Source organism: Paenibacillus sp. J5C2022, assembly GCF_025567625.1.
Taxonomy (GTDB): domain Bacteria; phylum Bacillota; class Bacilli; order Paenibacillales; family Paenibacillaceae; genus Pristimantibacillus.
Genome location: NZ_JAOQJC010000008.1, coordinates 167,825 through 190,731, shown reverse-complemented (window position 1 = coordinate 190,731; position 22,907 = coordinate 167,825). Strand labels below are relative to the sequence as shown.

13 protein-coding genes and 1 riboswitch are annotated in these 22,907 nt (G+C 50.0%); of the genes, 12 read left to right on the top strand and 1 reads right to left on the bottom strand.

Going from position 1 to position 22,907, the window contains the following annotated elements:
* The first annotated feature begins 85 nt into the window (after positions 1-85).
* A complete protein-coding gene (locus M6D81_RS09000; RefSeq protein WP_262676533.1) occupies positions 86-1,831 on the top strand; it encodes a sensor histidine kinase in 1,746 nt (581 codons plus the stop codon).
* On the top strand, positions 1,828-2,940 hold the full coding sequence (locus tag M6D81_RS08995; RefSeq protein WP_262676532.1) for a response regulator: 1,113 nt from the start codon (positions 1,828-1,830) through the stop codon (positions 2,938-2,940). The genes M6D81_RS09000 and M6D81_RS08995 overlap by 4 nt, the downstream gene beginning before the upstream one ends.
* On the opposite strand, the gene M6D81_RS08990 is transcribed toward M6D81_RS08995, so the two are convergent.
* The gene (locus M6D81_RS08990) at positions 2,941-4,539 is read right to left on the bottom strand and encodes a multicopper oxidase family protein (RefSeq protein WP_262676531.1); all 1,599 of its coding nucleotides are present in this window, start codon (positions 4,537-4,539) and stop codon (positions 2,941-2,943) included.
* A gap of 571 nt (positions 4,540-5,110) precedes the next feature.
* Here M6D81_RS08990 and M6D81_RS08985 point away from each other — a divergent pair.
* The 10 genes from M6D81_RS08985 to M6D81_RS08940 all read left to right on the top strand — a co-directional run bounded on the left by M6D81_RS08985 (position 5,111) and on the right by M6D81_RS08940 (position 22,832).
* Positions 5,111-5,728, top strand: a complete 618-nt coding sequence (locus M6D81_RS08985) for a TetR/AcrR family transcriptional regulator (RefSeq protein ID WP_262676530.1) — start codon at positions 5,111-5,113, stop codon at positions 5,726-5,728.
* A 47-nt stretch (positions 5,729-5,775) separates the two neighbouring features.
* A complete protein-coding gene (locus tag M6D81_RS08980) occupies positions 5,776-8,085 on the top strand; it encodes an MMPL family transporter (protein WP_262676529.1) in 2,310 nt (769 codons plus the stop codon).
* Between the two features lie 219 nt (positions 8,086-8,304).
* A riboswitch (cyclic di-GMP riboswitch) is annotated at positions 8,305-8,397 on the top strand.
* A 67-nt stretch (positions 8,398-8,464) separates the two neighbouring features.
* A complete protein-coding gene (locus tag M6D81_RS08975) occupies positions 8,465-10,498 on the top strand; it encodes an S-layer homology domain-containing protein (protein WP_262676528.1) in 2,034 nt (677 codons plus the stop codon).
* On the top strand, positions 10,491-16,739 hold the full coding sequence (locus M6D81_RS08970) for an RHS repeat-associated core domain-containing protein (RefSeq protein ID WP_262676527.1): 6,249 nt from the start codon (positions 10,491-10,493) through the stop codon (positions 16,737-16,739). Before M6D81_RS08975 ends, M6D81_RS08970 begins: the two co-directional genes overlap by 8 nt.
* Before the next feature lie 12 nt (positions 16,740-16,751).
* Entirely contained in the window at positions 16,752-17,126 is a 375-nt protein-coding gene (locus M6D81_RS08965; protein ID WP_262676526.1) for a hypothetical protein, read from the top strand.
* 64 nt (positions 17,127-17,190) lie between these two features.
* The gene (locus M6D81_RS08960; RefSeq protein ID WP_262676525.1) at positions 17,191-18,324 is read left to right on the top strand and encodes an RHS repeat domain-containing protein; all 1,134 of its coding nucleotides are present in this window, start codon (positions 17,191-17,193) and stop codon (positions 18,322-18,324) included.
* 88 nt (positions 18,325-18,412) lie between these two features.
* The gene (locus M6D81_RS08955) at positions 18,413-18,661 is read left to right on the top strand and encodes a magnesium and cobalt transport protein CorA (protein ID WP_262676524.1); all 249 of its coding nucleotides are present in this window, start codon (positions 18,413-18,415) and stop codon (positions 18,659-18,661) included.
* Between the two features lie 148 nt (positions 18,662-18,809).
* On the top strand, positions 18,810-19,331 hold the full coding sequence (locus M6D81_RS08950) for a hypothetical protein (protein ID WP_262676523.1): 522 nt from the start codon (positions 18,810-18,812) through the stop codon (positions 19,329-19,331).
* Positions 19,332-20,102: 771 nt separating this feature from the next.
* Positions 20,103-21,115 (top strand): IS630 family transposase gene (locus M6D81_RS08945; RefSeq protein ID WP_262676522.1). Its coding sequence is split into 2 segments (ribosomal slippage): positions 20,103-20,606 and positions 20,609-21,115, totalling 1,011 coding nucleotides; the frame shifts between segments, so codons are not numbered across the junction.
* A 106-nt stretch (positions 21,116-21,221) separates the two neighbouring features.
* Positions 21,222-22,832: an IS1634 family transposase gene (locus M6D81_RS08940; RefSeq protein WP_262676521.1), complete on the top strand. Its 1,611-nt coding sequence runs from the start codon at positions 21,222-21,224 to the stop codon at positions 22,830-22,832.
* The last annotated feature ends 75 nt before the right edge of the window (positions 22,833-22,907 follow it).

The window sequence follows — 22,907 nt, the reverse complement described above, 5'->3', positions numbered from 1 at the left end:
ACGTTTTTGCTATTTTTCTGCTATCATAACAGGGTAGAGGGAAATTTCGCGAAAAATTGACATTTTTCACATAGAGGAGAATACGATGAATTTGACATTGACGAATATTACGATGCTCATATCCGTATTCTTGATGAGCGCGTTTCTGTGCTATTCTTTTTTTCACCGGAACAATCGGGGCGTACGCTATTTCGCCTGGGTAATGGTCTGCCGGGTCGTATACGCCGGTTGCGTCATTCTGGAGAGCAACGCCGAGACGGCAGCCGCCAAGCTGATGCTGCGGAATATCGGGCAAACCTCGCTGTTGCTTCTCATTCCATTCGTGGTCATGTTTGTGCTGGATCTGTTGCATAAGGACGCCTACTTGCGCCGGCTTCCGAGACTTCTGCTGCTGTCCCTGTTCGCAGCCTGGTCGGCGCTCGTCTGGACGGACCCCATTCACCATCTGATCTATACGGATATCTTCATGAGCGACGGGTATTTGCAGACGAATAAATCCGTTTACGCCATATCTTTTAATATTTTCTGCTATATCATTCTTGCGGCCTGCGTCTATTCGTTAATCACCTACATACGGAATATACGGCCGGAGATTCGCAGGCCTGCCATGTGGATGCTGATTTTTGGCTGCTCCACCGCAGCTGTAGAAATTCTCAAGTTGATATTTCCCTACAAGATGGAATGGCTGCTGCCCTTGTCTGTTTATACCGGATTTCTGGGAATGGCGATGCTGTGGATTACCATTCAATTCAGGCTGTTCTCCATCGTGCCGTTGGCAAGGAACATCGTCATGGAGACGATGCAGGAGGGCATTCTCGTCGCCAGTCAAGGGGGCGCCGTCATCGACAGCAACAAATATGCGGATATCTTGTTCGAGGGGGCTGGCATAGGCCCGATCGAAGGCCGGAATATCCAGGACTTGTTGACCCGGTGGCCGGAGTGGCAGCGCATGTGCCAGCGGATGGAGCAGGGCATGCTGGAGATCCAGATCCCTATTCAAGAGGGGACACGGGTATATACAGTCAAGGTGTATCCCATCTATTCCAGAAAACCTGTCAAACACGGTTCCGTGTCGGTATTGATCGATATCACGGAAAAGCAGCAGCGGCTGGAGCAAATCGTCGAGCTGAACAAGCTGAAGGATCAATTGTTCACCGTCGTCTCCCATGATATTCGCGATCCGCTCGCCGTTCAGGTGAATTTGATAGAGGAACTGGAAGAAGCGAAAGCGCAGATGGATACGGATACGCATGAGATTGTCGATGCATTAAGCGAGCAAACCCGGAATACGTATGTCATGATTGAAAATTTGCTGGATTGGTTTCGCAGTCAGAAGGAGGGGTTCGTTCTTCATCCTCAGTGGTGGGGACTGTCCGCCATTGCGGATGAAGCCTTCCGGATGCTGCAGATTAAGAGCGGAACGAAACGGGTGAAGGTCGATTTCGACATACATGCCGACATCAAGATATATGCGGACAGGGAAGCCGTTATGGTGATTCTCCGAAATCTGTTGTCTAATGCGATCAAATTCTCCAGAGAGGGAGGCAGCGTCCTGATGAGTGCAGAAGTTGAAGACGGAATAGTCACGGTATCCATCAAAGACAATGGTGTCGGCATGCCGCCTGAACGGGTCAAGTCGCTGTTCGATCCCATGCAATTCGCCTCCGCGACAGGAACGGCGGGCGAACGGGGGACCGGACTGGGCTTGCATGTCTGCCAGCAATTTGTACGGATGAGCGGCGGTCGCATATGGGCGGAAAGCGCTCCGCAGCAGGGAAGCATCTTCCGTGTCTCGCTGCGGGGTTCCGGCATTGGAGGTGAAGGCGCATGAGAGTTGTCATCATTGATGATGATCAAGCGATGCTGACGGTTATGAAGCGGCGTCTGGCACGCATGGAAGGAATAGAAGTAGCGGCAAGCATGCGACAAGTGCCGGATGCGCTGGACTATTTCCGCAACCATACGGCGGATCTTGCATTTATCGATATCGAGATAGCGGGCGACAACGGCTTGCAGCTGGCGCGGGAATTGAGAGAGCGCCATCAGGAGCTGGATATTGTGTTCGTAACATCCCATAGGGAATACGCTCTTGATGCCTTCGAAGCCTATCCGCTCGATTACATGGTGAAGCCGATTTCCGCTCCGCGGTTGTCGGAGACCGTGGAGCGGGCCAGGAGAAAGCGTCAAGGGCAGCCGGCAGCCGACGGCGATGCGAATGAACTTAAGCAATCGGTCATACAGGGGCTGGGCGGTTTGACGGTAAGCGGCCCGCTGGACAATGAAGTGAAATGGATATCCAGTAAAAGCAAGGAGCTGTTTGCGTTCCTGCTCCTGAATCGAGGGAAAAACGTTTCCCGGAGTCTCATTATTGAACAAGTTTTTCCCGATATGCCGTTGAACAATTCAAAAACCTATCTTCATACGGCGGTTTACCAGCTTCGCAAAGCACTCTCTTCACAAGGACTTCGTGAGATGGTCGTATCGAATCATGATCAGTACCGTCTGGAATTAGCTTCTGTGGAAGTTGATTTTATTGATTTCGAGCATAAAGTAGCGGCTCTTGGAGATATTCATGAATCCAGCTTGGAGGACGCATTAACCTTGGAGCAGCAGTATGCGGGCGAGCTGTTCGGGGAGCTGTCGTACTTATGGGCCATGCCGGAGCAAGAGCGATTGGGATATCTGTATGACAATTTCGCCAAGCGGTTAATCCGCACGCTCATGGACGGGCAGCAGGTCGGAGCTGCACTGCCCGTAGCAAGGAAGCTGGTCCGGCGTCAAGAGCTGGATGAAGAGGCTAATCTCCTGCTCATGCAGACGTTAGGCGGAATGAAGGATTGGAAGGCGTTGCAAGACCATTATGAACGCTTCCGGGAGCTGCTGAAGCGCGAGCTTGGCATCAAGCCTTCCTTCGAGCTTGCCGGACTGTTCAAATCATAGCTAACGATTTCCTTTCCATAATTTCAGCAGTCTGCGGAAAAGTGTTTTTTCCACGACGTCAAAAGGTCTCATCATCTCATAATCTTCATGCTCTAATATATGACAGTGCCACACGAACCTACCGCTGTAGGGAGCGAATTTGGCGATAACACGAGCATATTTGCCGTGATAGACATTGACGATATCTTTCCAGCCTCTCTCATTTGGAGGAGGGGGATAGCGATGCCCAATTAATCGGACCTCCTTCGTTTCTTCATAATGCTTAACGTCAAAGTCTTGATAGTCCAAAATTTGAAATTTAACCAGATGAATATGAATCGGATGACCGCCTGATGTAGGGTTGAAGAGATCCCAAATTTCGATATCTCCCAAAGCTGGTTTTTCACTGACGGGATCATTCCACAATTTGTAGTCCAGCAGTCTCATCTTTCGGCCGTAACGGTCGTCTCGCACAATGAGAGCCAGCATTCTGTTCCTTGCAGCCTGTTCTGCTTTATAAAACGCGATATGATTTAATCTGTTCGGGATTGTACTCGTATCAACGCCTCGCAATGGAGAGTGGACTCTGAACTGCATCACGTACCGTGATTGCTTCTTATTGACTTCCGGATCATCCGGAAATTCATGATAATTATCTTTGGCATCGTTGTACAGCACGATTTTTTGATTACGATATACAGAAAAATCAATGATGATCTCAGCGCGTTCAGCCGGAGCGAGCACAATGGTCCGCATCGGTACGGGATGATTAAGCAGTCCTGCGTCAGTTGCAATTTGATTCATCCGTTCATAGGAGCCAAGCCGCAATTTATAATATCTGGCGTTGGAACCATTAATGAACCGCAGCCTGTACTTCCGAGGCTCTACTTCCAAGTACGGCCACACCTTGCCGTTGACGAGAATGGTGTCTCCCATGAATTTTGAAATGATTGACGGATTCATATGTTCAGGATTATCAATGGGGTCAGCGGGAGCAGAGGGATAATAAAGGGAGCCGTCTTGTTGAAAACAGCGGTCCTGAATCATTAAAGGAATATCGTATCGTTCCTTGGGCAAGTTGAGGGAGCGTTCGTTGCGGTCATGGATCATGTAGTATCCGGCTAGTCCTGCATATATATTCAATCTGGTAATGCCGATCGCGTGATCATGATACCAGAGCGTGCATGCTTCATGCGGGTTATCGTATTCGTACACCTGCTGTGTAAAAGCCGGGCCGACTTCTTTGAATCCGTTCGTAAACCAAGCATCCGGATAGCCGTCGCTATCCGCTTTTGTCACGCCTCCATGCAAATGAACGACCGTACGAACTTCAGGTGTGTCTCCTACTGCGCCATGAACGGTTTTATCGATAGGCAAAAAGTGTTTGTCGGGCAGCTCATTTCTCCATTTGACTCTTATTCGCTCCCCTTTCGAAACCTCGATTACAGGTCCAGGGTATATGCCTTCGTACCCCCATACCTTTGTGTCCGGCATCGAACTGTGCAGAGATTGGTAAAATTGCGACATCGTTGCTTCATAATAGCGGACTCCGCCTTTGGAAGAAACGGGTTTCAAAACGGGTGGAACGGGCAGTTTATCAATAAACCTGGGCAGCTCCATAAGATCCCACACTTTCTTGAGTAATGGATGAGGGCTTGCGAAACATCTCTGTTAGAAGTATACGAGCGGGATTGACGTAAACATGCGAATTAAATGGCAAGCGAGAGAATTAGTAAAGAGGCAGACAGTAGAAAGTGGTTCACTAGGCCGAACGCAACTTCCGAAGAATAGGAGGCTGCGCCTGGTACCAGTGTGATGCCGGAGCGGATGTAACGGGTGCCACAGAGCTTAATCGGTTCAAAATGGACGAATATGCAGGCTAACGGTTGCGATGGCGCTTATGGAGCTCGGAATGTGCGATATCGGGTGTCACTGGCTGAAATAGGCTTCGTGGCAACCGTTACAGCAAAAATGTGGGATTTGGAACGCAATAAGCTCGATGGCAACCGTTAAGAGCTAGGCCGATCGCAACGTCCGAAGAACGAACGGCGCCTCCTGTCACCCTCAGGGAGATGTGTTCTTTTGAACTTGCCCATTGTGCATTATTGCTCATTGTGCAATAATATCGAGGGGCAGTTACGGAAGAAAATACTGCATTATCTGTTGCATAGGAGGGACACGCGGCCGGGATATGATGAATAAACACAGCTTGCGCCATATGAAAAAGGAAGCGACCGCCAGTGCGCTTGCCGAAGCGGCATTTGCACTTGCTCAGGAGAAGGGGATGGAGGGCTTCGTCGTCGAAGAGGTTGTACAGCGAGCCGGTTTCTCCCGGAGAACGTTCGCCAATTATTACTCCTGCAAAGAGGAAGCAGTGGCGGCAGCGGCGATAAACTTTAAAGGGGCGGATGAAGTTAGCGCATGGATTGATGCGTTAGATGAAGAGATGTCCCTGCTGGATAGTCTGTACCAATTGATGAAATTGCAGCTCACGACGGAGCATTTTCGCAAGCTGCAGCAGCTCGTATCGTTGTCGAAGCAATACAAGTCCCTTGAGCCGTATGTCCTTAGCGCGTTCCATGGCCTGCAGAAGACTGCCGTGGAAATGCTGGACAGGTTGTCTCGCGGACGGTATCCCGAAGGATACACGCATCTGCTGACAGGTGCCGTATACGGAGCCATTATGCCCTTGCTTGATGGCTGCCTGAACGTGCGTTTTCCGGATCAATCGCCTGATGATAACGGGGAAGCTGTTGCGTTCGATGACTACTTGGATACGATGTTCAACTGTCTGCGCAGCGGACTCTAGCCTCGTGCGTCTTATCACTATAATTTGCAAAGGAGCATCATGATTCTATGTCCACTTTCCTGTACAAATTAGGCAAATTATCTTATTCCAAGCCTTGGACTTTCATTATCAGTTGGGTTGCCATTCTGGGAATTGTACTCGCCCTTATCGGAGTCAATGGCCTGCATGTTACTTCCGATATGAAAATCGAGGGCACGGAGTCGCAAAAGGTGCTGGACAAGCTGGCAGAAGAGCTGCCGGAAGCGTCCGGCGGACAAGTCAGCATCTTGTTCAAGGCGCCTCAAGGAGAGCGCTTGGACACGGAGGAGCGCATAGGCTCCATTATCGAGGCAGTGAATAAAGTATACGGCCTTGAATATGTGATCAATCCGTTCGAGTTGGCTGCCAGCGCCGGTATGTCGGCGGACGGCGCAGCTCAAGGGAACAACACTGGTCAAGGAAGCGAAGCGGCTCAAGCAGTTCCTGGCGAATTGCCGCCCTTCGGACCGCTAATGGTGAATGGCATGCCGGTTCCAGGCGTGATGTTGGCAACTGACGGCAGCGTCGCCCTGTTCCAATTCCAGTTCACCGTTCAGCAGATGTCGCTTCCGGAATCCGTTCCCGATTCAGTCATTGAAGCTGCAACAGCTGTAGAGAAGACTGGAATAATGGCCTTGCCAAGCGATTCGCTGATGAGCAAGCCCGCCATTGGCTCTACTGAAGCTATTGGCATTGCCGTCGCTGCCATCGTACTCTTCATGACGCTCGGTTCAGTTGTGGCGGCAGGGCTGCCGCTATTGACCGCGCTTATGGGAGTTGGCATAAGTGTAGGAGGAGCCTTCGCTTTCTCGAACATGTTCCATATGACCGACCTTACGCCTGTCCTTGCGCTTATGGTAGGCCTGGCGGTCGGCATTGATTATTCGCTGTTTATCGTCAACCGCCAGCGTAGGATGATTCTGGAGCAAGGGCTTAGCGCGAAGGAGGCCGCCAGCCGAGCAGTTGCCACCGCTGGAAGCGCAGTGTTTTTTGCCGGCTTGACCGTCATTATTGCTCTGTGCGGCATGCTGGTCATCGGGATAGGCTTCTTGTCTGCGATGGCGCTTGTTGCTGCTTTGGCCGTTCTCGTCAATGTATTGGTTGCTCTGACTCTCTTGCCGGCTCTGCTCGCCCTGGTAGGCGAGCGGATCTGTTCGGAGAAAGCTCGGATGAAGAGCAGCAACGCTGCGAATCGGTCTCGCAGTGGGACTGCACACCGCTGGGTGACCTCCGTCGTAAGGGGGCGCTGGCTTATCGTCCTTGGCGTCATTGTACTCCTGGGAGCAGCGGCGCTTCCGACAGCCAAGATGGAGATGGGGATTCCTTCCGGGGCAACGGCGAACCTGGACACCCCGGCAAGGCAAAGCTACGATGCGATTTCGGATGGGTTCGGAGAGGGATTCAATGGCCCGCTGCTGCTGGTTGTCGAACCGCAACAATCTTCGAACCCTCTGATGCCCGAGACGCTGGGCTTACTGGTGCAGGAGCTTCAGCAGCATGACAACGTATCGATCGCAACCCCGATGGGCTTTAACGAAACCGGCGATATGGCGATTATTAGTCTGATTCCGAACACAGGCCCGACTGACGTTGAGACGAAGAACCTGGTGCAGGAGCTTCGCGCCGTTGACTCCGGTATGGCGCAGAGACATTATGTCACTATTGGCGTTACCGGATTTACAGCGATCAACATCGATATGTCGTCGAGGCTGGCGGAGGTGTTCCCGCTCTATGTGGGCATTATCGTCGTTCTTTCGCTTATTATATTGCTGCTCGTCTTCCGCTCGATTATCGTTCCGATCAAAGCGACAGCAGGTTTCCTGCTCAGCGTTCTGGCTACATTCGGCGTTACGACAGCCGTATTTCAATGGGGATGGCTGCACACTCTCTTCGGATTTGACACCGGTGGTCCCCTGCTGAGCTTTATGCCGATTATGGTAACTGGCATTCTCTATGGGCTGGCCATGGATTATCAGGTTTTCCTTGTCAGCTCCATGCGCGAGTCCTACGTGCATGGGCACCACGGTACGGATAGCGTCATTCACGGGTACGATCAGTCGAGTCGTGTCGTTGTAGCAGCGGCGGTCATTATGGTATCCGTGTTTGCCGGCTTTATCTTCGCACATGACATTATGATCAAGCAGATCGGCTTTGCGCTGGCTGTGGGCATTCTTATCGACGCCTTCATCATTCGTATGGCGCTCGTTCCTGCCGTCATGTCTGTCTTCGGCGATAAAGCCTGGTGGCTGCCGAAGTGGCTGAACCGCCTGCTGCCGAATCTGGATGTCGAAGGCGACAAGCTGATCGCTGAATTGAAAGCCCGAGAGAAGCGAAGTTAGTTTTTACCAATCTCGATCCAGGAATTACAGACGCGAATTGGCGTTATTCTTGGGAACTTGGAGTTTAAGAGTCGTGCGGCGATTTTAGCTGCATGGCTCTTTTTGTTAGAACTTTTTTACTATTTTGTATTGTCACATAATGTATCTGCATGTATAATCTTGGGGGTAACTAGATTTATAGAACCATGCGAGATAGTTTCTAAGAACTAACCAGGTAACTTTAATAAAAGGCAAACCCGAACGAAAGTCGGGGACGCAAAGCCACGGGTCTTCCGTCATGACTAGTCATGGCCTGACAGCCGGGTTGCTTAATGCTAACGTGGTTTTTTTGTGTTCTCAAAAATAAAAAATACTAGTTTTTGGAAGGGGTAAACGGGTTATGGGAGTATGGAACAAGGCATTAAAAGGTATTGTGATCACAAGCATGCTGGGAGGATTGATGTTTTCAAACGGACAGGGGGCTTCTGCAGAGAACGCCTATACATACAAGGACGAGGTATCCTCGTTCAGCATTAACGGCAGCCCGGTGCGAATGAGTGGTGAGCACGTCGTCTGGCGGGGAAAAGGAGCAGACGGTTCCGGTCCGGCCGGGCAAATTCATTATGGCAATGTGAAAAGCGGCCTCATGGTAGCTGTTACCGATCACGGCAGGCCGGCCGACACGCCCGCAATCGGGATGAACGCACAGGGGGAAGCGATCGTCGTATGGGTGGACCGGAGGAACTACCAAGAAGGTGCAGCCGATATGAACTGGGATATTTACAGCTACAACGTAACGACGAATACCGAGTCGAAAATAAACGATACGGTCGGTCAGCACAAGACGCCGTCAATCGACGGGAACTATATCGTCTGGCAGACGAACCCGAGTTACGAAATGCATCTTTACGATATGGAGAGCGGGTTATTAACCGAACTGGGGAATGGCAGAAATCCGGTCATTGGAAACGGGCGCATCGTCTATAAAGGGGCGGAGGACGGAGATCTGTATGAATATGAGATCGCGGGCGGAAGCCATCAGAAAATTTTGGAACTCCCCTTTTCCCAATATGTAGAGCGCTTTGTTTTTAACGGCGAACAGATTCTGTGGAAGCAGAAAGATCTGGACGGCAATAGCAAGTATACGTTCATGGATCTGGGTGAAAGCAACTCGCAGCCTGTCGATCTGACCGAGCCGGCCAAGCCGGAGACTGAATATAAACATATGAGCATTTCGAACGGGACGGCCGTCTGGCTGGAGAAATCCGGCGGTGAAGTGATCATGAAAGGCGCTGATCTGAATAGCGGGGATGTCTTCAGCCTTGGCGCGACAAGACCTCGGGATTTTGTAGGATTCAACGGTAATGAGTTGACGCTTGTTCAGGACGGGAATCTAAATATCCGAACGATTATTCAGACGGAAGGCGGCTCAAGCCAACCAGCGGGCAATTCATCGAATGCGGATTCCGATCGGCAATCGGAAAGCGTCGTGATCGGACCGGACGGCGGCAAGGCAGCGGTCGGAGAATCGGCATGGCTGTCATTCGAACAAGGAACCTTCGAGGCGAAAACACGTGTAGTGCTGGAGAGCCACTCGGATAACGATCTTCGAACGAAAGGCAAGCAGGCGAAAGGGATGACCTGGGCCGGAATCGCTTGGAAGTGGTCGGCGGAAGCGGAGCTCATGAAGCCTGCGATGTTCACAATCGCACTGGCACCCCCTTTAGAGACCGCCGATCTGGCTAACCGAACTGGTGTGTATAGGTATGATGAAGCTGAGGACAGATGGATCTATGCAGGCGGAACTGTTGATGCGGCATGGCGAACCGTCGGCGTTCCGGTGAAGCATCCTGGGATGTATGCTCTCTTCACCTATGAGCCATCGTTCACGGATATGAACGGCCATTGGGCGAGGCAGGAAGTGGAAGTATTAGCTGCCAGATGGATTGTGAACGGCATGGCAACCGGCAACTTCGAGCCGAAGCAGTCCGTGACGCGCGCCCAGTTCGCCAAGATGCTGGTCGAGGCGGCGGGGCTTACAGAAGAGGTAAGAGATGCTGGAACATTCAAGGATGTGCCGGCAGGACACTGGGCTGCTCCATGGGTCGAACAAGCGGCTGCGGCGGGGTGGATCAAAGGCTACGAAGGCGGCTTGTTCAAGCCGAATGCGGAAGTCACGCGAGAAGAAATGATGGTCATGCTGGCGAATGCCGCAGGGCTGAAGAGGAATGAATCCGGCAACGTGATTGCCGATTATGCCGATTCCGGCCAAGTGAGCTCTTGGGCCAGGCCTTCGGTCGAGGCGGTGATCCTAAGCGGGATCGTACAAGGAGGCGGCGGCCGGATTCATCCAGGAGATACAAGTACGCGTGCGGAAGCCGCCGCGGTCATCTATAGATGGTTGGCGATGAAGGGAGAGGTATTCAATGGATAAAGCTGTTAACCGCAGCCGCATATCAAGATGGGGACAAATCGGGAAGTTGCTGCTTGCATGTCTCGTGCTCTTTACGGGGCTTCCGCTGCTGCCGGACACCTTTCTTCCGAAGGCGCATGCGGAAACAACGCTGCACATCGATCCGGTCAAGTTCAGTTCGGTGTACGGCGGACAGACAACGATTAACTTCAGCTTCGACGATCCAGACCCCGATTCCGATACGCAAGATTACCATGATACGGAGATTACGCTGGAGAGAAGCGGTTCGACTGTTGACATGCTGAGCAGTGGATCGTACAAGACGGAAGAGGCGCATTCCATTGTCTGGGACGGCAAGGTGAATGGCGTGCCGACTGAGGAGGGCAGTTATACGATCCGGGTTACACCTACGCGCTTTGCGGAATACGGGGAATCAGGCGACGTTAACGTCGTGAATCCGGCTCCGCCGGCGCCAATCATTGAGATTGCTCCGGATAAGGAGCCTCATATGAGCCGGGAACATACGATCAGGGGGATTGCGGAGATCGGTACGACGGTGGAGCTGCAGATGAAGAACATCCGCAGAGTCGGCGGCAATACGACCTACGATGACGGCATAGTCAAAACGCTGAATGAAGACCCTATTGAAGTGAAAGCAAGGGAATCGAAATGGGCGCTCGCGATACCTGTAGATGCTTCGTATTTCACAGATTTTGAAGATTTGACCGACCAATCGCCTGAACAGTATGTTGGAGAGTGGGGATTTACGGTATCTCTTCCTGCCCATGAAATCTCCGAAATCCAGGCGTTCGCCACACGGGAATTTGACGAGAAGCAATCAGTTGGCTCCAAAAAATTGAGTGTTCTGCGTTATGAAGCGCCCGACTGGAATGTCAACTGGGCGGTTGTGGCGAGCTATTATTACAAAGTCATTGAGAAGCAAGCGATCGCAGATAGCATTGCTAAAATTGCCGAGTTTAACAATATCCCTGTCGAGGATTGCAATGATCAAGTGTGCTATGGCCCAATTGAAGCAGGGGTCAATCTGCTCATTCCGGAGCCTCAGCAAGCCGGGGAGATTACTGTAGGCGACAGCAAACTTATTCACGAAGAATTCGCAAATATAAATAATTATCCACTTGCAGAAGCGTTCGACCCGGTCAATCTGGCAACGGGCGACTTCGTATTCCGGCATACGAACTTGAGCGCACAGGCGGTTATACCGCTTGATCTGACACTGACCTATCATAGCCGAAGCCGCAATGACGGTGATTTCGGCGCCGGCTGGTCCCATTCGTATGAGCGGAAGCTTGAATTCCGTGAAGACGGCGTCATCTATGCGGCATCACCGGAAGGAGCGAGCCACCGCTTCGAACCGGCCTTGGGCGGTCAATATACCGGACAAGACGGGATATACGATACGCTCACGAGAAATGCCGACGGCACCTATACGCAGCAAACGCCACAACGGTGGTCCTATGTCTACCGGAGAGACGGCAAGCTATACCGAATCGTTGATCCGAACGGCAACACCGTTCAGCTGTCATATCTGGGCAGCTTGCTGACCGAGGTAAGCACGAACGGGGCCAGCCTGACGTTACACTACGGGGACGGAGGCAAAGTCTCGCGCGTCACCGACCATACCGGACGGTATGCAGCCTACGAATATGACGCCGTCAATCATGATTTGACAGCGATGATTTTGCCTGACGGGGCAAGAATCGGATATGCATACGACGACAAACATCGGTTGACGGAAATCTTCAATCCGAACGAAACGATGTCGCTGATGAATGAATACGACGATCTGGGTCGCGTAGTGAGTCAGCGGGATTTTGCCGGCGTATGGGGCAGCATCGCCTATTACCCCGAAGAGATGCGAACCGTTACGACCGATGCGCTAGGCAGGGAGACTGTCTACGGCTATGACGAGCGTTACCGGAAGACAGCGATGGCATATCCGGATGGCACAACGGAACGTTTCCTCTACGACAAGCACGACAACCTGATCGAGATGACCGACCGCCGGGGCAACATATGGCATTATATGTACGACGGCAGCGGCAACCTGATCCGCGCCAAGGACCCGGAAGGACATCAGACGGAAATCCGGTACAACGCCTTGAACTTGCCGGAGGAGATCGTCGATCCGCTTGGCAACACCACGACGCTTGCTTATGACAATCGGGGCAATCTGACCTCGGTGACCGATGCGCTCGGTGGTATATCCCATATCGAGGTAGACGACCGAGGCATCCCGAGTGCCGTTACCAACGCCAGCGGGGAAACGGCACAGATCGAAAATGACGAATACGGCTTTGCAAAGATCATGACGGATCCGCTGGGAGGCCGTCAGGAGCTGATCCGCGATCCGCTTCATCGGGTGAAATGGATCGTGGATGCGCTGGATGGCCGGACGGGGCTGGAATATGATCCGCGTGACCGCGTAACCGCGCGTATCGACGAGCTTGGCCATACCGAGCGATACGAGTATGACAAAGACAGCAACCTGACCGCATACATTGATGCGGAAGGGGGGCGTACCCTCTATACGTATGACAGCTTTGCCAGAGTGACGGCCGTTACCGATGCCATGGGGAATAAGACCCGATTCCAGTACGATGATGTCGGCAATCTGACGAAGCGGATCGACCCGAATGGAGCCGAGACGGTGTATGCCTACAATACGGGGGACCGTCTGGAGACCGTGATCGATCCGGAAGGGAACGTAAGCCGGTATGCCTACGACGGGAACGGCAATCTGATCCGGTATACCGACCCGAATGGCGGCGAAACCAAGGTGGAGTACGATAAGCGGAATCTGCCGGTCAAGGTGACCGACGCGGCGGGCGGCGAGACGCGGCTAAGCTATGATGCGGCCGGCCGGCTGACGCAGGAGACCGATCCGCTCGGCCGATCTGTCAGGTATGCTTACGACGCGCTCGGCAGATTAATGGAACAGACAGATGCATTGGAGCAGAAGACTACTTATGCGTATGATGCCGCAGGACGTCTGATCCGGACGACGAACCCGGGCGGTGCGGAGTGGCAGCTGGAATACGACCCGCGCGGCTTGCTCGTCAAGGTGACGGACCCGCTCGGACAAGTGTCCGAGATGATGCGGGATGAGCTTGGACGAGTGATTGAATCGATGGATGAAGCCGGGAAGGCAACGACGTACCGCTACGATGCGGCGGGTCGGGTAACCGCTCTGATCAATCCGCTTGGCGCGATGACGGAAATGGATTATGACGCGCGCGGCTTGCTGACCGTCCTGACAGACGCGAAGGGACAGGCGACCGAATACGGCTACGATTCGCTCGGACGGCTGCGGCGCGTGACCAATGCGCTTGAGGCCGTAACCGAATACGGTTATGACACGATGGGCAATATTTCGTCGAAGACCGATGCGCTCGGACGGCAGACATCCTATCAATACAACTTGCGAGGTGAACTCATTCGCACGACAGGTCCGGAGCAGCGTATAACGGAACTGCTCCATGACCGTCTCGGCAATGTGACGGGCGTGACGCTTCCGGATGGCGGAACGACCAGCTACAGTTACGATGTATTGAGCCGGTTAACGGACATCTTGTACCCGGACGGCAAGCAGGTCGGATACGAATACGACACGGTGGGCCGTCGAACGAAGATGACCGATGAGCTTGGCACAACGACGTATGCCTACGATGCGTTGAACCGGCTGACGGAAGTAACCGATCCTAACCAGCAGACGATTCGTTATGAATGGACGCCAACCGGGCAGCGGAGCAAGGTGATTTATCCGGATGCAACCACTGTCAGCTACCAGTACGACCTGCTGGACCGGATGACGGCGGTAACGGATGCCGAGGGAAGAGTGACCACCTATTCCTATGATCCGAGAGGTCTGCTTACCTCGAAAAACTTGCCGACAATGGGGCAAAGCGGCTATACGTATGATGATGCGGGACAGCTGCTTGAGCTGACGCATCGGAATCAATTCGGGAAAATTATGGAGCAAATGATTTACGCGTACGATCCGGTCGGCAACCGCATCCGCAGCGAACGTCTGTCAGACGGGAACGACGAAGATGATCAAGACGGAAGCGAGAGCGAGGAACGAATCGTAACGGATTATGCGTATGATGCGCTGAACCAACTGGTTCATGTTCAGACGCAGAACGCGGAGTCCGCAGAGCTTCCGGTATCGACGCAATATCTGTATGATGCGGTAGGGAACCGCATGTCGAAGACGAGCGTGTGGGGCGAAGTAAGCGATACCGAGACATACACCTACGATGCGGCGGACCGTCTGCTGCAATGGACGAACGGCAGCGAGAGCAAGGATTACTTATACGATCCGCGCGGCAATCTGCTGCAGGTCATGGAGAAGATGCTTCAGCTCCCGGAGACGGACTCCACGGTTGCTTCATCCGTATATGGCGCTACGGTGACTGGCAACGTCTATGAGTCGGGCGCTCCGAACGGAGGAGATTCTCTCTATGATCCGCTCGCAGTTCTAAGCGAGCCAGAGTGGTCGGAGCCGGAAGTCATTGAGCAATATACATGGAACGGGGCGAACCGGCTGATCGAGCAGATCAACCGCAAAGGGGACATGACGCGTTACGCATACGACGGCGACGGCAATCGGATGAAGATGACGATCGATTACGCCGCGGGTCCGAAAGGGAACAACGGTAATGGTAATGGTAACGGTAATGGAAACGGAAATGGTAATGGTAATGGTAATGGTAATGGCAACGGTAATGGTAATGGCAACGGTAACGGTAACGGTAACGGTAACGGCAACGGCAACGGCAATGGCAATGGGAACGGCAACGGTAATGGTAATGGGAACGGCAACGGTAATGGTAATGGCAATGGCAACGGTAACGGTAATGGCCCAGCCAACTGCCATGTGGTGCCGCCGGGCTTCATACCTCCGGGTCTGGCGAAGAAATGCGGTCAAGTGGATGAGGAATATCCGGACATGCATCCGGGCGGACCGCGCGACGGCTGGGAGAAGCAGCACAAGAAGAAGCATTGGGAGCTGAACTTCACTAATGACGTAAGCCTGGCGCTGCCGGAGCCTATTCAAGTAACGGAAGCAGATCCGACGAAGTGGAAAGAAACGTATGTGTACGGTGCAGGCGGCGAACGACTGAGCATGACCTACCTGCCAGCGTATGATAGCAATAACGGCTGGGAGCCGACACCTGGCGCGGGCGGCGCAGAAGCGGGCGTGCAGCCGAAGACGCTTTGGTATATGCAGGATGCCCTTGGCAGCGTCATCGGCCTTGCGGAGAAGGACGGACGCGTCTCGGCCCGTTATCATTACGATGAATTCGGTGTGATGATGGACAGCAAGAAGACGGATCTGAACTGGCCGGGCCCAGACAATCTGTTCGGCTATACCGGATTAGGGTATGATTATTCCAGTGGCCTTACGTATGCAAGAGCTCGGTATTACCAGCCGGAAATCGGGCGGTTTATTAGTGAGGATACGTATAAGGGAGATATTTGGAATCCGCAGAGTCAGAATCTTTATGGGTATGTGCATAATAATCCCATTAGATATATTGATCCAAGTGGATTCAGCTATGAAGAATTGACTCAGGATTTAAGGGATGCGATAGAGAAAGCACGATTATTAGGCAATGGTACTAATGAGTATTGGAATTATAGAAGCCATATAGGAACTATGTTTAAGAATGGTGAGATTATAGAAGGGGATAAAAATAATAATCAATTTAAATATTTGTTCGATATGGCGACTTATAATAGCCAGTACAGTAATGATAGTGGTGATGCAATTTGGGCACAGGAACAACTTGTAGGGCACTACGAAGAATTTCTTAACAGGCCGATTGAATTTTTTGGTATGTTTGGTATTAAGAGAGGGAGCTTTGCCAAAGGAAATAAGAAAAAAAAGGACTACTTCTCTGATGAGGGGACGAGTAAACTTGCAAACAGCGGCTCGATAAATGCAAAAGAAGTAAGGTTTTCTCAGGATAGCATTTCTAGTAAGTTTAGCGATGGGAAAACTGTGGACGATACTATTAATGGGTTAAAGAATGGTAGTATAAAACCCGGTGACCTTCCCGAAATAAGAATTTTCGAGAAAGATGGAAAACTGTATGCTTTGGATAATCGTCGTTTGTATGCTGCACAAGAAGCAGGGGTTGAGGTTAGGTATAGAATGGCTACCCCTGAGGAAATTTCTAAAGAGTCATGGAAATTCACTACTAAGAATGATGGCACATCAATTAGAGTTAGGTAAGGAGAAATGAACATGTTGGAAATAGTTTTTGGTGATGTGGAGATTAATGTAACTCCATTGGAAGATATAAAAATGAATACAACAGATATCTCAATCGAATTTGATGATTCAGATGAAGTGAGGTGGAGGGCTAGCTTTTGTCCATATCAAGCATTCAAGGTTACAACAATTGACTGTATTGAGACAGAGTCGTTTATGACTAATGGTAAAAGACCATTTCATATACTTAAAGTGACTCATTCAGACTGGCTTAACGAATTGAAATTAACATTAGCGAATAAAGACGCATCAGCGAATTTCCTTGATAAGGCGCACCATTATGTATTTCCTTTTCAAGACATTATCATTGAAGTTGTAGGTTGGGAATTGAATTTAGAAAAGCTATAACTTTCGATAACCTTGATTGGCTTCATGCCTTTCAAGGTTTCTTTTTTTTAGCAGGGGCTACCCAGTGTCGAAAGAACCCATCATTCAACCAATAACACATCTAACGCATGTGGAAGTAGATTCGACGAAGTGGAAAGAAACGTATGTGTACGGTGCAGGCGGCGAACGACTGAGCATGACCTACCTGCCGGCGTACGATAGCAACAACGGTTGGGAGCCGACCCCTGGCGCGGGCGGCGCGGAAGTGGGCGTACAGCCGAAGACGCTTTGGTACATGCAGGATGCCCTCGGCAGCGTCATCGGCCTCGTGGAGAAGGACGGACGCGTCTCGGCCCGTTATCATTACTATGAATTCGGTGTGATGCAAGGCAGCAAGAAGATGGATTTGAACTGGCCGGGCCCGGATAACCCGTTCGGCTACACCGGATTAGGGTATGATTATTCCAGCGGCCTCACGTATGCAAGAGCTCGGTATTACCAGCCGGAAATCGGGCGGTTTATTAGTGAGGATACGTATAAGGGGGATATGTGGAATCCTCAGACGTTGAATTTGTATTCGTATGTCTTAAATAATCCATTGATATATGTTGACCCAACAGGACACTGGAATGAGAAACTGGGATTTAACTATGTTATAAACGAGTACAAAAACATGTGGGCTATAGCACCGACTAGAGCGGAAAGAGATTACTGGGCAAAGCAGGCGGAGGATTTAAGGGATCAGATTAGAGAATCACAATATTTCAAAAGTGGGTATTACACAGAAGCAGACATAATGCAATCCACTGATGCTATGATACCAATGGATGAAATCATGAAACGAGCACATGAGATGTTTCCTGCTCTTAGTGCGATTCAAGGATTTACAGAAAGTGCTGCTCTATACATTGAGAATCATCCCGGAGAAGGAATCGCAGTTTCAGCAGGTATGGGTATATTTAAGTATGGAAAACTAAGCAAACTTGAAGATGGTTTGAATTTTACAGCGACGACGGCGGCTAGAATGGAGAATGTAGGAAGATTTGTACCTGTTCAAACATTAATCTCCGCAATAAAATATGGAGATGGGATGGCTGACCCTCAGGGAACTAAAGCAATAATGTACTACACAGTCATGTATAAAAATAATCAAGCGTATAACCTAGAGGTTCTGTATGATAAGGCTTCAAATACCGTATTGCACTTTATGTATACTTGAGACCCTCTTGGCAACCTTCCGGCGATACCAAAGAAATGAGGTGAGAAGAATGTCCGAACGAAGCCCGAAGGAGCGGCTTTATTGGCTTATGGAACTGATGATTGGACAAGAAATAGAAACATCAAATTTTTGTGATGAGTTCCATCAAACTTATGAGCATGACCTTAACGAGGGGTTAAGTGATATTGAGAAGACTCTATTTAAGGGAATATCTCATAAAGGTTCTAGATTCTCAGAATTCCATGAAGACCATTTGCATTATCCCGGCGTTTATGTTACCGATTTGGAAATTCGCTCATTGGTACTTGATTCTTGGACTAAGTTGAAAGGACGATAGGTTCGATTAGCCATGTGGAGCAAAATATCCTCCATATGGCTTTTCTTATGGTAATGGTAATGGTAATGGTAATGGTAATGGCCCAGCCAACTGTCATGTGGTGCCGCCGGGCTTCATACCGCCGGGTCTGGCGAAGAAATGCGGTCAAGTGGATGAGGAATATCCGGACATGCATCCGGGCGGACCGCGCGACGGCTGGGAGAAGCAGCACAAGAAGAAGCATTGGGAGCTGAACTTCACCAATGACGTAAGCCTGGCGCTGCCGGAGCCTATTCAAGTAACGGAAGCAGATCCGACGAAGTGGAAAGAAACGTATGTGTACGGTGCAGGCGGCGAACGACTGAGCATGACCTACCTGCCAGCGTATGATAGCAATAACGGCTGGGAGCCGACACCTGGCGCGGGCGGCGCGGAACCGGGCGTACAGCCGAAGACGCTTTGGTATATGCAGGATGCCCTTGGCAGCGTCATCGGCCTTGCGGAGAAGGACGGACGCGTCTCGGCCCGTTATCACTACGATGAATTCGGTGTGATGCAAGGCAGCAAGAAGACGGATCTGAACTGGCCGGGCCCGGACAACCTGTTCGGCTACACCGGATTAGGGTATGATTATTCCAGCGGACTCACGTATGCGCTCGGTATTACCAGCCGGAAATCGGGCGGTTTATGACATTCACTTATTATACGTGTACTGGATATGCATACAAAACAGTTGAAGTTAATACTGGATTAATGATGTTTGGTATAAGTGATACAGCTCAAACAATCACAAATATGTACTTTACATCCCAAAACACAATAACAGCTGATTAGATTAAGGTTGTGATGGAAATTAAAAAAAGATTAAAATACTATCTTCCATTTTATATTGTTGGGTATATCATTTCAATTTATAGTACTGGCTTTGCTGAATGGTATTATTTAATCCCAGTAAAGTTGTTGTCTTTTTGTATAATGATAATATGTGGAAATGGGGTGTACTACATGGCTGAGGAAAGGGTACCAATGCTAAGAGCGTTTTTCAGATCACTAAAATACATTTTCATTTCTTTTATTTTAGTATTCGTATTCGCACTTATACAGGCAATTATAAAACAATATGGAGTAGACTTATCCCCTTTTATTGGAATGTAACAATAAAAACCGCATGTGAGTATTGAACAACTCCATGTGGTTTTCCTTTCCCTAGCCCCGCCCAGTAGGAAGGGGATGGGATATTCCTGGACAAGTGGAACAAGAATCTCAAGGAGATATGGTTGGGAGACTAAAATAATCAAAAAAACAGGAAAGTTTCTTCATGAATTTCAAAGTCGAAGAAAATAACCTAAGTTAATATATCCGCTATATAAGTTGAACTAAAGTATTAGAAAACTATGGTAAGGAAATAACGACCTACATGTCGAATAAGTAAGGAAACTTATTCGGACAGGTTGGGATACAGATGGAACAGCACAATTCGTTAGAAGAAGTTACACGCGCCATGAAGCATGAAAAAGAACGCCGCATGTATGAACGTTATCAAACCGTGTACTTACATCTCAAAGGAAAGCCTGTCACGGAGATCGCCGAGACTCTGAATCGCAGCAAGGAAACGGTAAATAGTTACATTCGGTCCTATCAAACCGGTGGCCTCGAGGCGTTACAAATGAAGTATTCCTCCGGAGCTCCCACTCGGTTAACGAAAGAACAACAGGAGCAATTGAAGCAGACCATCGTTCTTTCCGTTCCGGATGATGTAGGCTTCACAGCTCGATTCAACTGGACACTCGAGATCATTGCTGCGTATATTGAACGAGAATTCGGTCATCGCTACTCCTTGCGAGGCGTTTCGAAAATGATGCACCGTCAAGGACTGAGCTATACCAAACCAACGTATACCCTAGAGGCAGCCGATCCTGAAAAGCAACGTCAGTTTACAGAGACGACTTTTCCCGAATTAAAAAAAGATTGCTGAACGACGAAATCGCGCATTTGCTTTTCGAAGATGAATCCATGATACGAGACTACCAGGCAATTCAGAAGACTTGGTTTCTTCGTGGCAAGCAACACATCATTCAAACGACGGGCAAACATCGCGGCGTGAAGTTACTCGCCACAGTCGACTATGCGACCGGTCAGATCGTATGGCAGGAAGACGAGCAATATACAGCCGAGACCTTTTTGAATTTTCTTCAAAAGGTGATACTCGCGTATCCAGCTGGCAAAATCGTCATCGTGCTGGATAATGCCCGGATTCATCATGCCAAGCTGCTCCAACCGTTCCTGGACGAACTGAACGGTCGACTCGAGTTGGTGTTTCTGCCCCCTTACAGCCCGCAGATGAATATTGTTGAAGGGCTCTGGAAATGGCTAAAATCCAATGTAATCAATAATGTGTTCTATCACACCGTTGCCGACATCCGAAAAAACGTCGGGTTGTTCATCCTGGATTCCCGTCAAAACATAACGAGATGAACAACAATAATGCGTAAAATCCGCAATATTACTGGGTTTTACGCCATTTTTTTCTTCCCTCTTATATCGTTATGTGTTATAATTTACATAACGAGGTGAGGCGTAAATGGCGACGATTGTGTACCAAAAGGACAACCGCTCCGGAATTACCTATGCATATGAATCCGTATCATACTGGGACAAAGAAAAGAAGCAGTCTCGTGCTAAACGGACGCTCATCGGCCGGGTGGACAAGGAGACTGGCGCGATTCTTCCAACAGACGGCAGAGGTCGTAAAAAACAAGAAGTTCCAACTGCCCCGAAAAGTGGTCCGGTGCCGTCTATTCAAACTTCCAGGAGCTTCTATGGCGCTACTTATCTCTTGGATGCCATCGGTGAGAAGCTCGGAATTGCCGAAGACTTGAAACAGTGCTTTCCCGGCATGGACCGACAGATTCGATCCATCGTGTATTATCTTATCCTAGAGGACAGCAATCCGCTTTACCGGTTTGAGAAATGGAGCAGCCTACATAAGCATCCTTACGGCCAAAACATCACGTCCCAACGCAGTAGTGAAATCTTTGCTTCCATTACGGAAGAAGCCAAGAGCCAGTTCTTCCGTCTGCAAGGAAAACGGCGGGCGGACAAGGAGTTCTGGGCCTACGACATCACCTCCATTCCTAGTTACTCTGAATGCTTACGCCAAGTGCAATACGGCAGAAATAAAGAAGGCGATCCGATAGCGCAATTAAACTTGGCGATGGTATTCGGCCAATCCACCAACCTTCCGTTCTATTACCGCAAACTGGATGGCAACATCCCAGACTCTAAGACCATTAAGAACCTGTTGGCGGAGTTGAACGTGTTGGGCTTTTCGAAAGTGAAGCTGGTCATGGACCGAGGGTTTTACAGTGAAGACAACATCAATGCCCTCTTTAAAGATCATTTGAAATTTCTGATCTCAGCGAAGATGTCCTTGTCTTTGATCCGCAAAGAATTGGATGTCCTCTACGACCGATTTCGAAGCTTCGAACACTTTAACGAGAAATACGAGCTATACTGTCATACTGTCCAAACGGAGTGGCAGTATACCGAGCATCGTCCTTATAAAGGAGACACCAAATCCGAATCTAGGCGCATCTACCTGCACTATTATTACAACATTGACAAAGCCGCCGAAGACGAAAAAGCCTTCGATCGTAAATTAATGGCCATGCGTCGCGAATTAGAGTCAGGCCGCAGGGTGCCGGAACACGAATCCTTCTACAAAAAATACTTCCAGATCAAGACCACGCCCAAACGAGGAACGCGTGTCATTGTCAATGAAGAAGCGGTTTCAAAAGCCAAACGCTATTATGGCTACTTTGTCTTGATGACCAATGAGACAATGGATGCCATCACCGCACTGGAACTCTATCGGAATCAGGATGTGGTTGAAAAGGCATTCGGCAACTTAAAAGAACGATTAAATATGCGTCGCACCTTGGTTTCTTCGGAGCAAAGCCTGAACGGCAAATTGTTTATTGAATTTGTCGCACTCATTTATCTTTCTTACATCAAAAAACAGATGCAGGAGAAGGATTTATTCAAAACTTATACCATGCAAAGTGCTCTTGATAAACTCGATGTCATCGAATGTTTTGAAACCTCTGATCAACAATTGCGTGTTGGCGAGCTTCTTGAGAAACAAAAGGAAATCTATATCAGCCTAAGAGTGGACCCGCCTTCCTCGTTATGAGTCACCGGGAATACAGGGTTCATGGACAAAATTATGAAAAGTCCAAGTTCCATTATCGATCGGCTTTGTGTCAGG

Excerpts from the sequence above, each read along its gene's own strand:
- M6D81_RS09000 (WP_262676533.1), top strand. The coding sequence starts at position 86 with ATGAATTTGACATTGACGAATATTACGATGCTCATATCCGTATTCTTG.
- M6D81_RS08995 (WP_262676532.1), top strand. The coding sequence starts at position 1,828 with ATGAGAGTTGTCATCATTGATGATGATCAAGCGATGCTGACGGTTATG.
- M6D81_RS08990 (WP_262676531.1), bottom strand. The coding sequence starts at position 4,539 with ATGGAGCTGCCCAGGTTTATTGATAAACTGCCCGTTCCACCCGTTTTG.
- M6D81_RS08985 (WP_262676530.1), top strand. The coding sequence starts at position 5,111 with ATGATGAATAAACACAGCTTGCGCCATATGAAAAAGGAAGCGACCGCC.
- M6D81_RS08980 (WP_262676529.1), top strand. The coding sequence starts at position 5,776 with ATGTCCACTTTCCTGTACAAATTAGGCAAATTATCTTATTCCAAGCCT.
- M6D81_RS08975 (WP_262676528.1), top strand. The coding sequence starts at position 8,465 with ATGGGAGTATGGAACAAGGCATTAAAAGGTATTGTGATCACAAGCATG.
- M6D81_RS08970 (WP_262676527.1), top strand. The coding sequence starts at position 10,491 with ATGGATAAAGCTGTTAACCGCAGCCGCATATCAAGATGGGGACAAATC.
- M6D81_RS08965 (WP_262676526.1), top strand. The coding sequence starts at position 16,752 with ATGTTGGAAATAGTTTTTGGTGATGTGGAGATTAATGTAACTCCATTG.
- M6D81_RS08955 (WP_262676524.1), top strand. The coding sequence starts at position 18,413 with ATGGAACTGATGATTGGACAAGAAATAGAAACATCAAATTTTTGTGAT.
- M6D81_RS08940 (WP_262676521.1), top strand. The coding sequence starts at position 21,222 with ATGGCGACGATTGTGTACCAAAAGGACAACCGCTCCGGAATTACCTAT.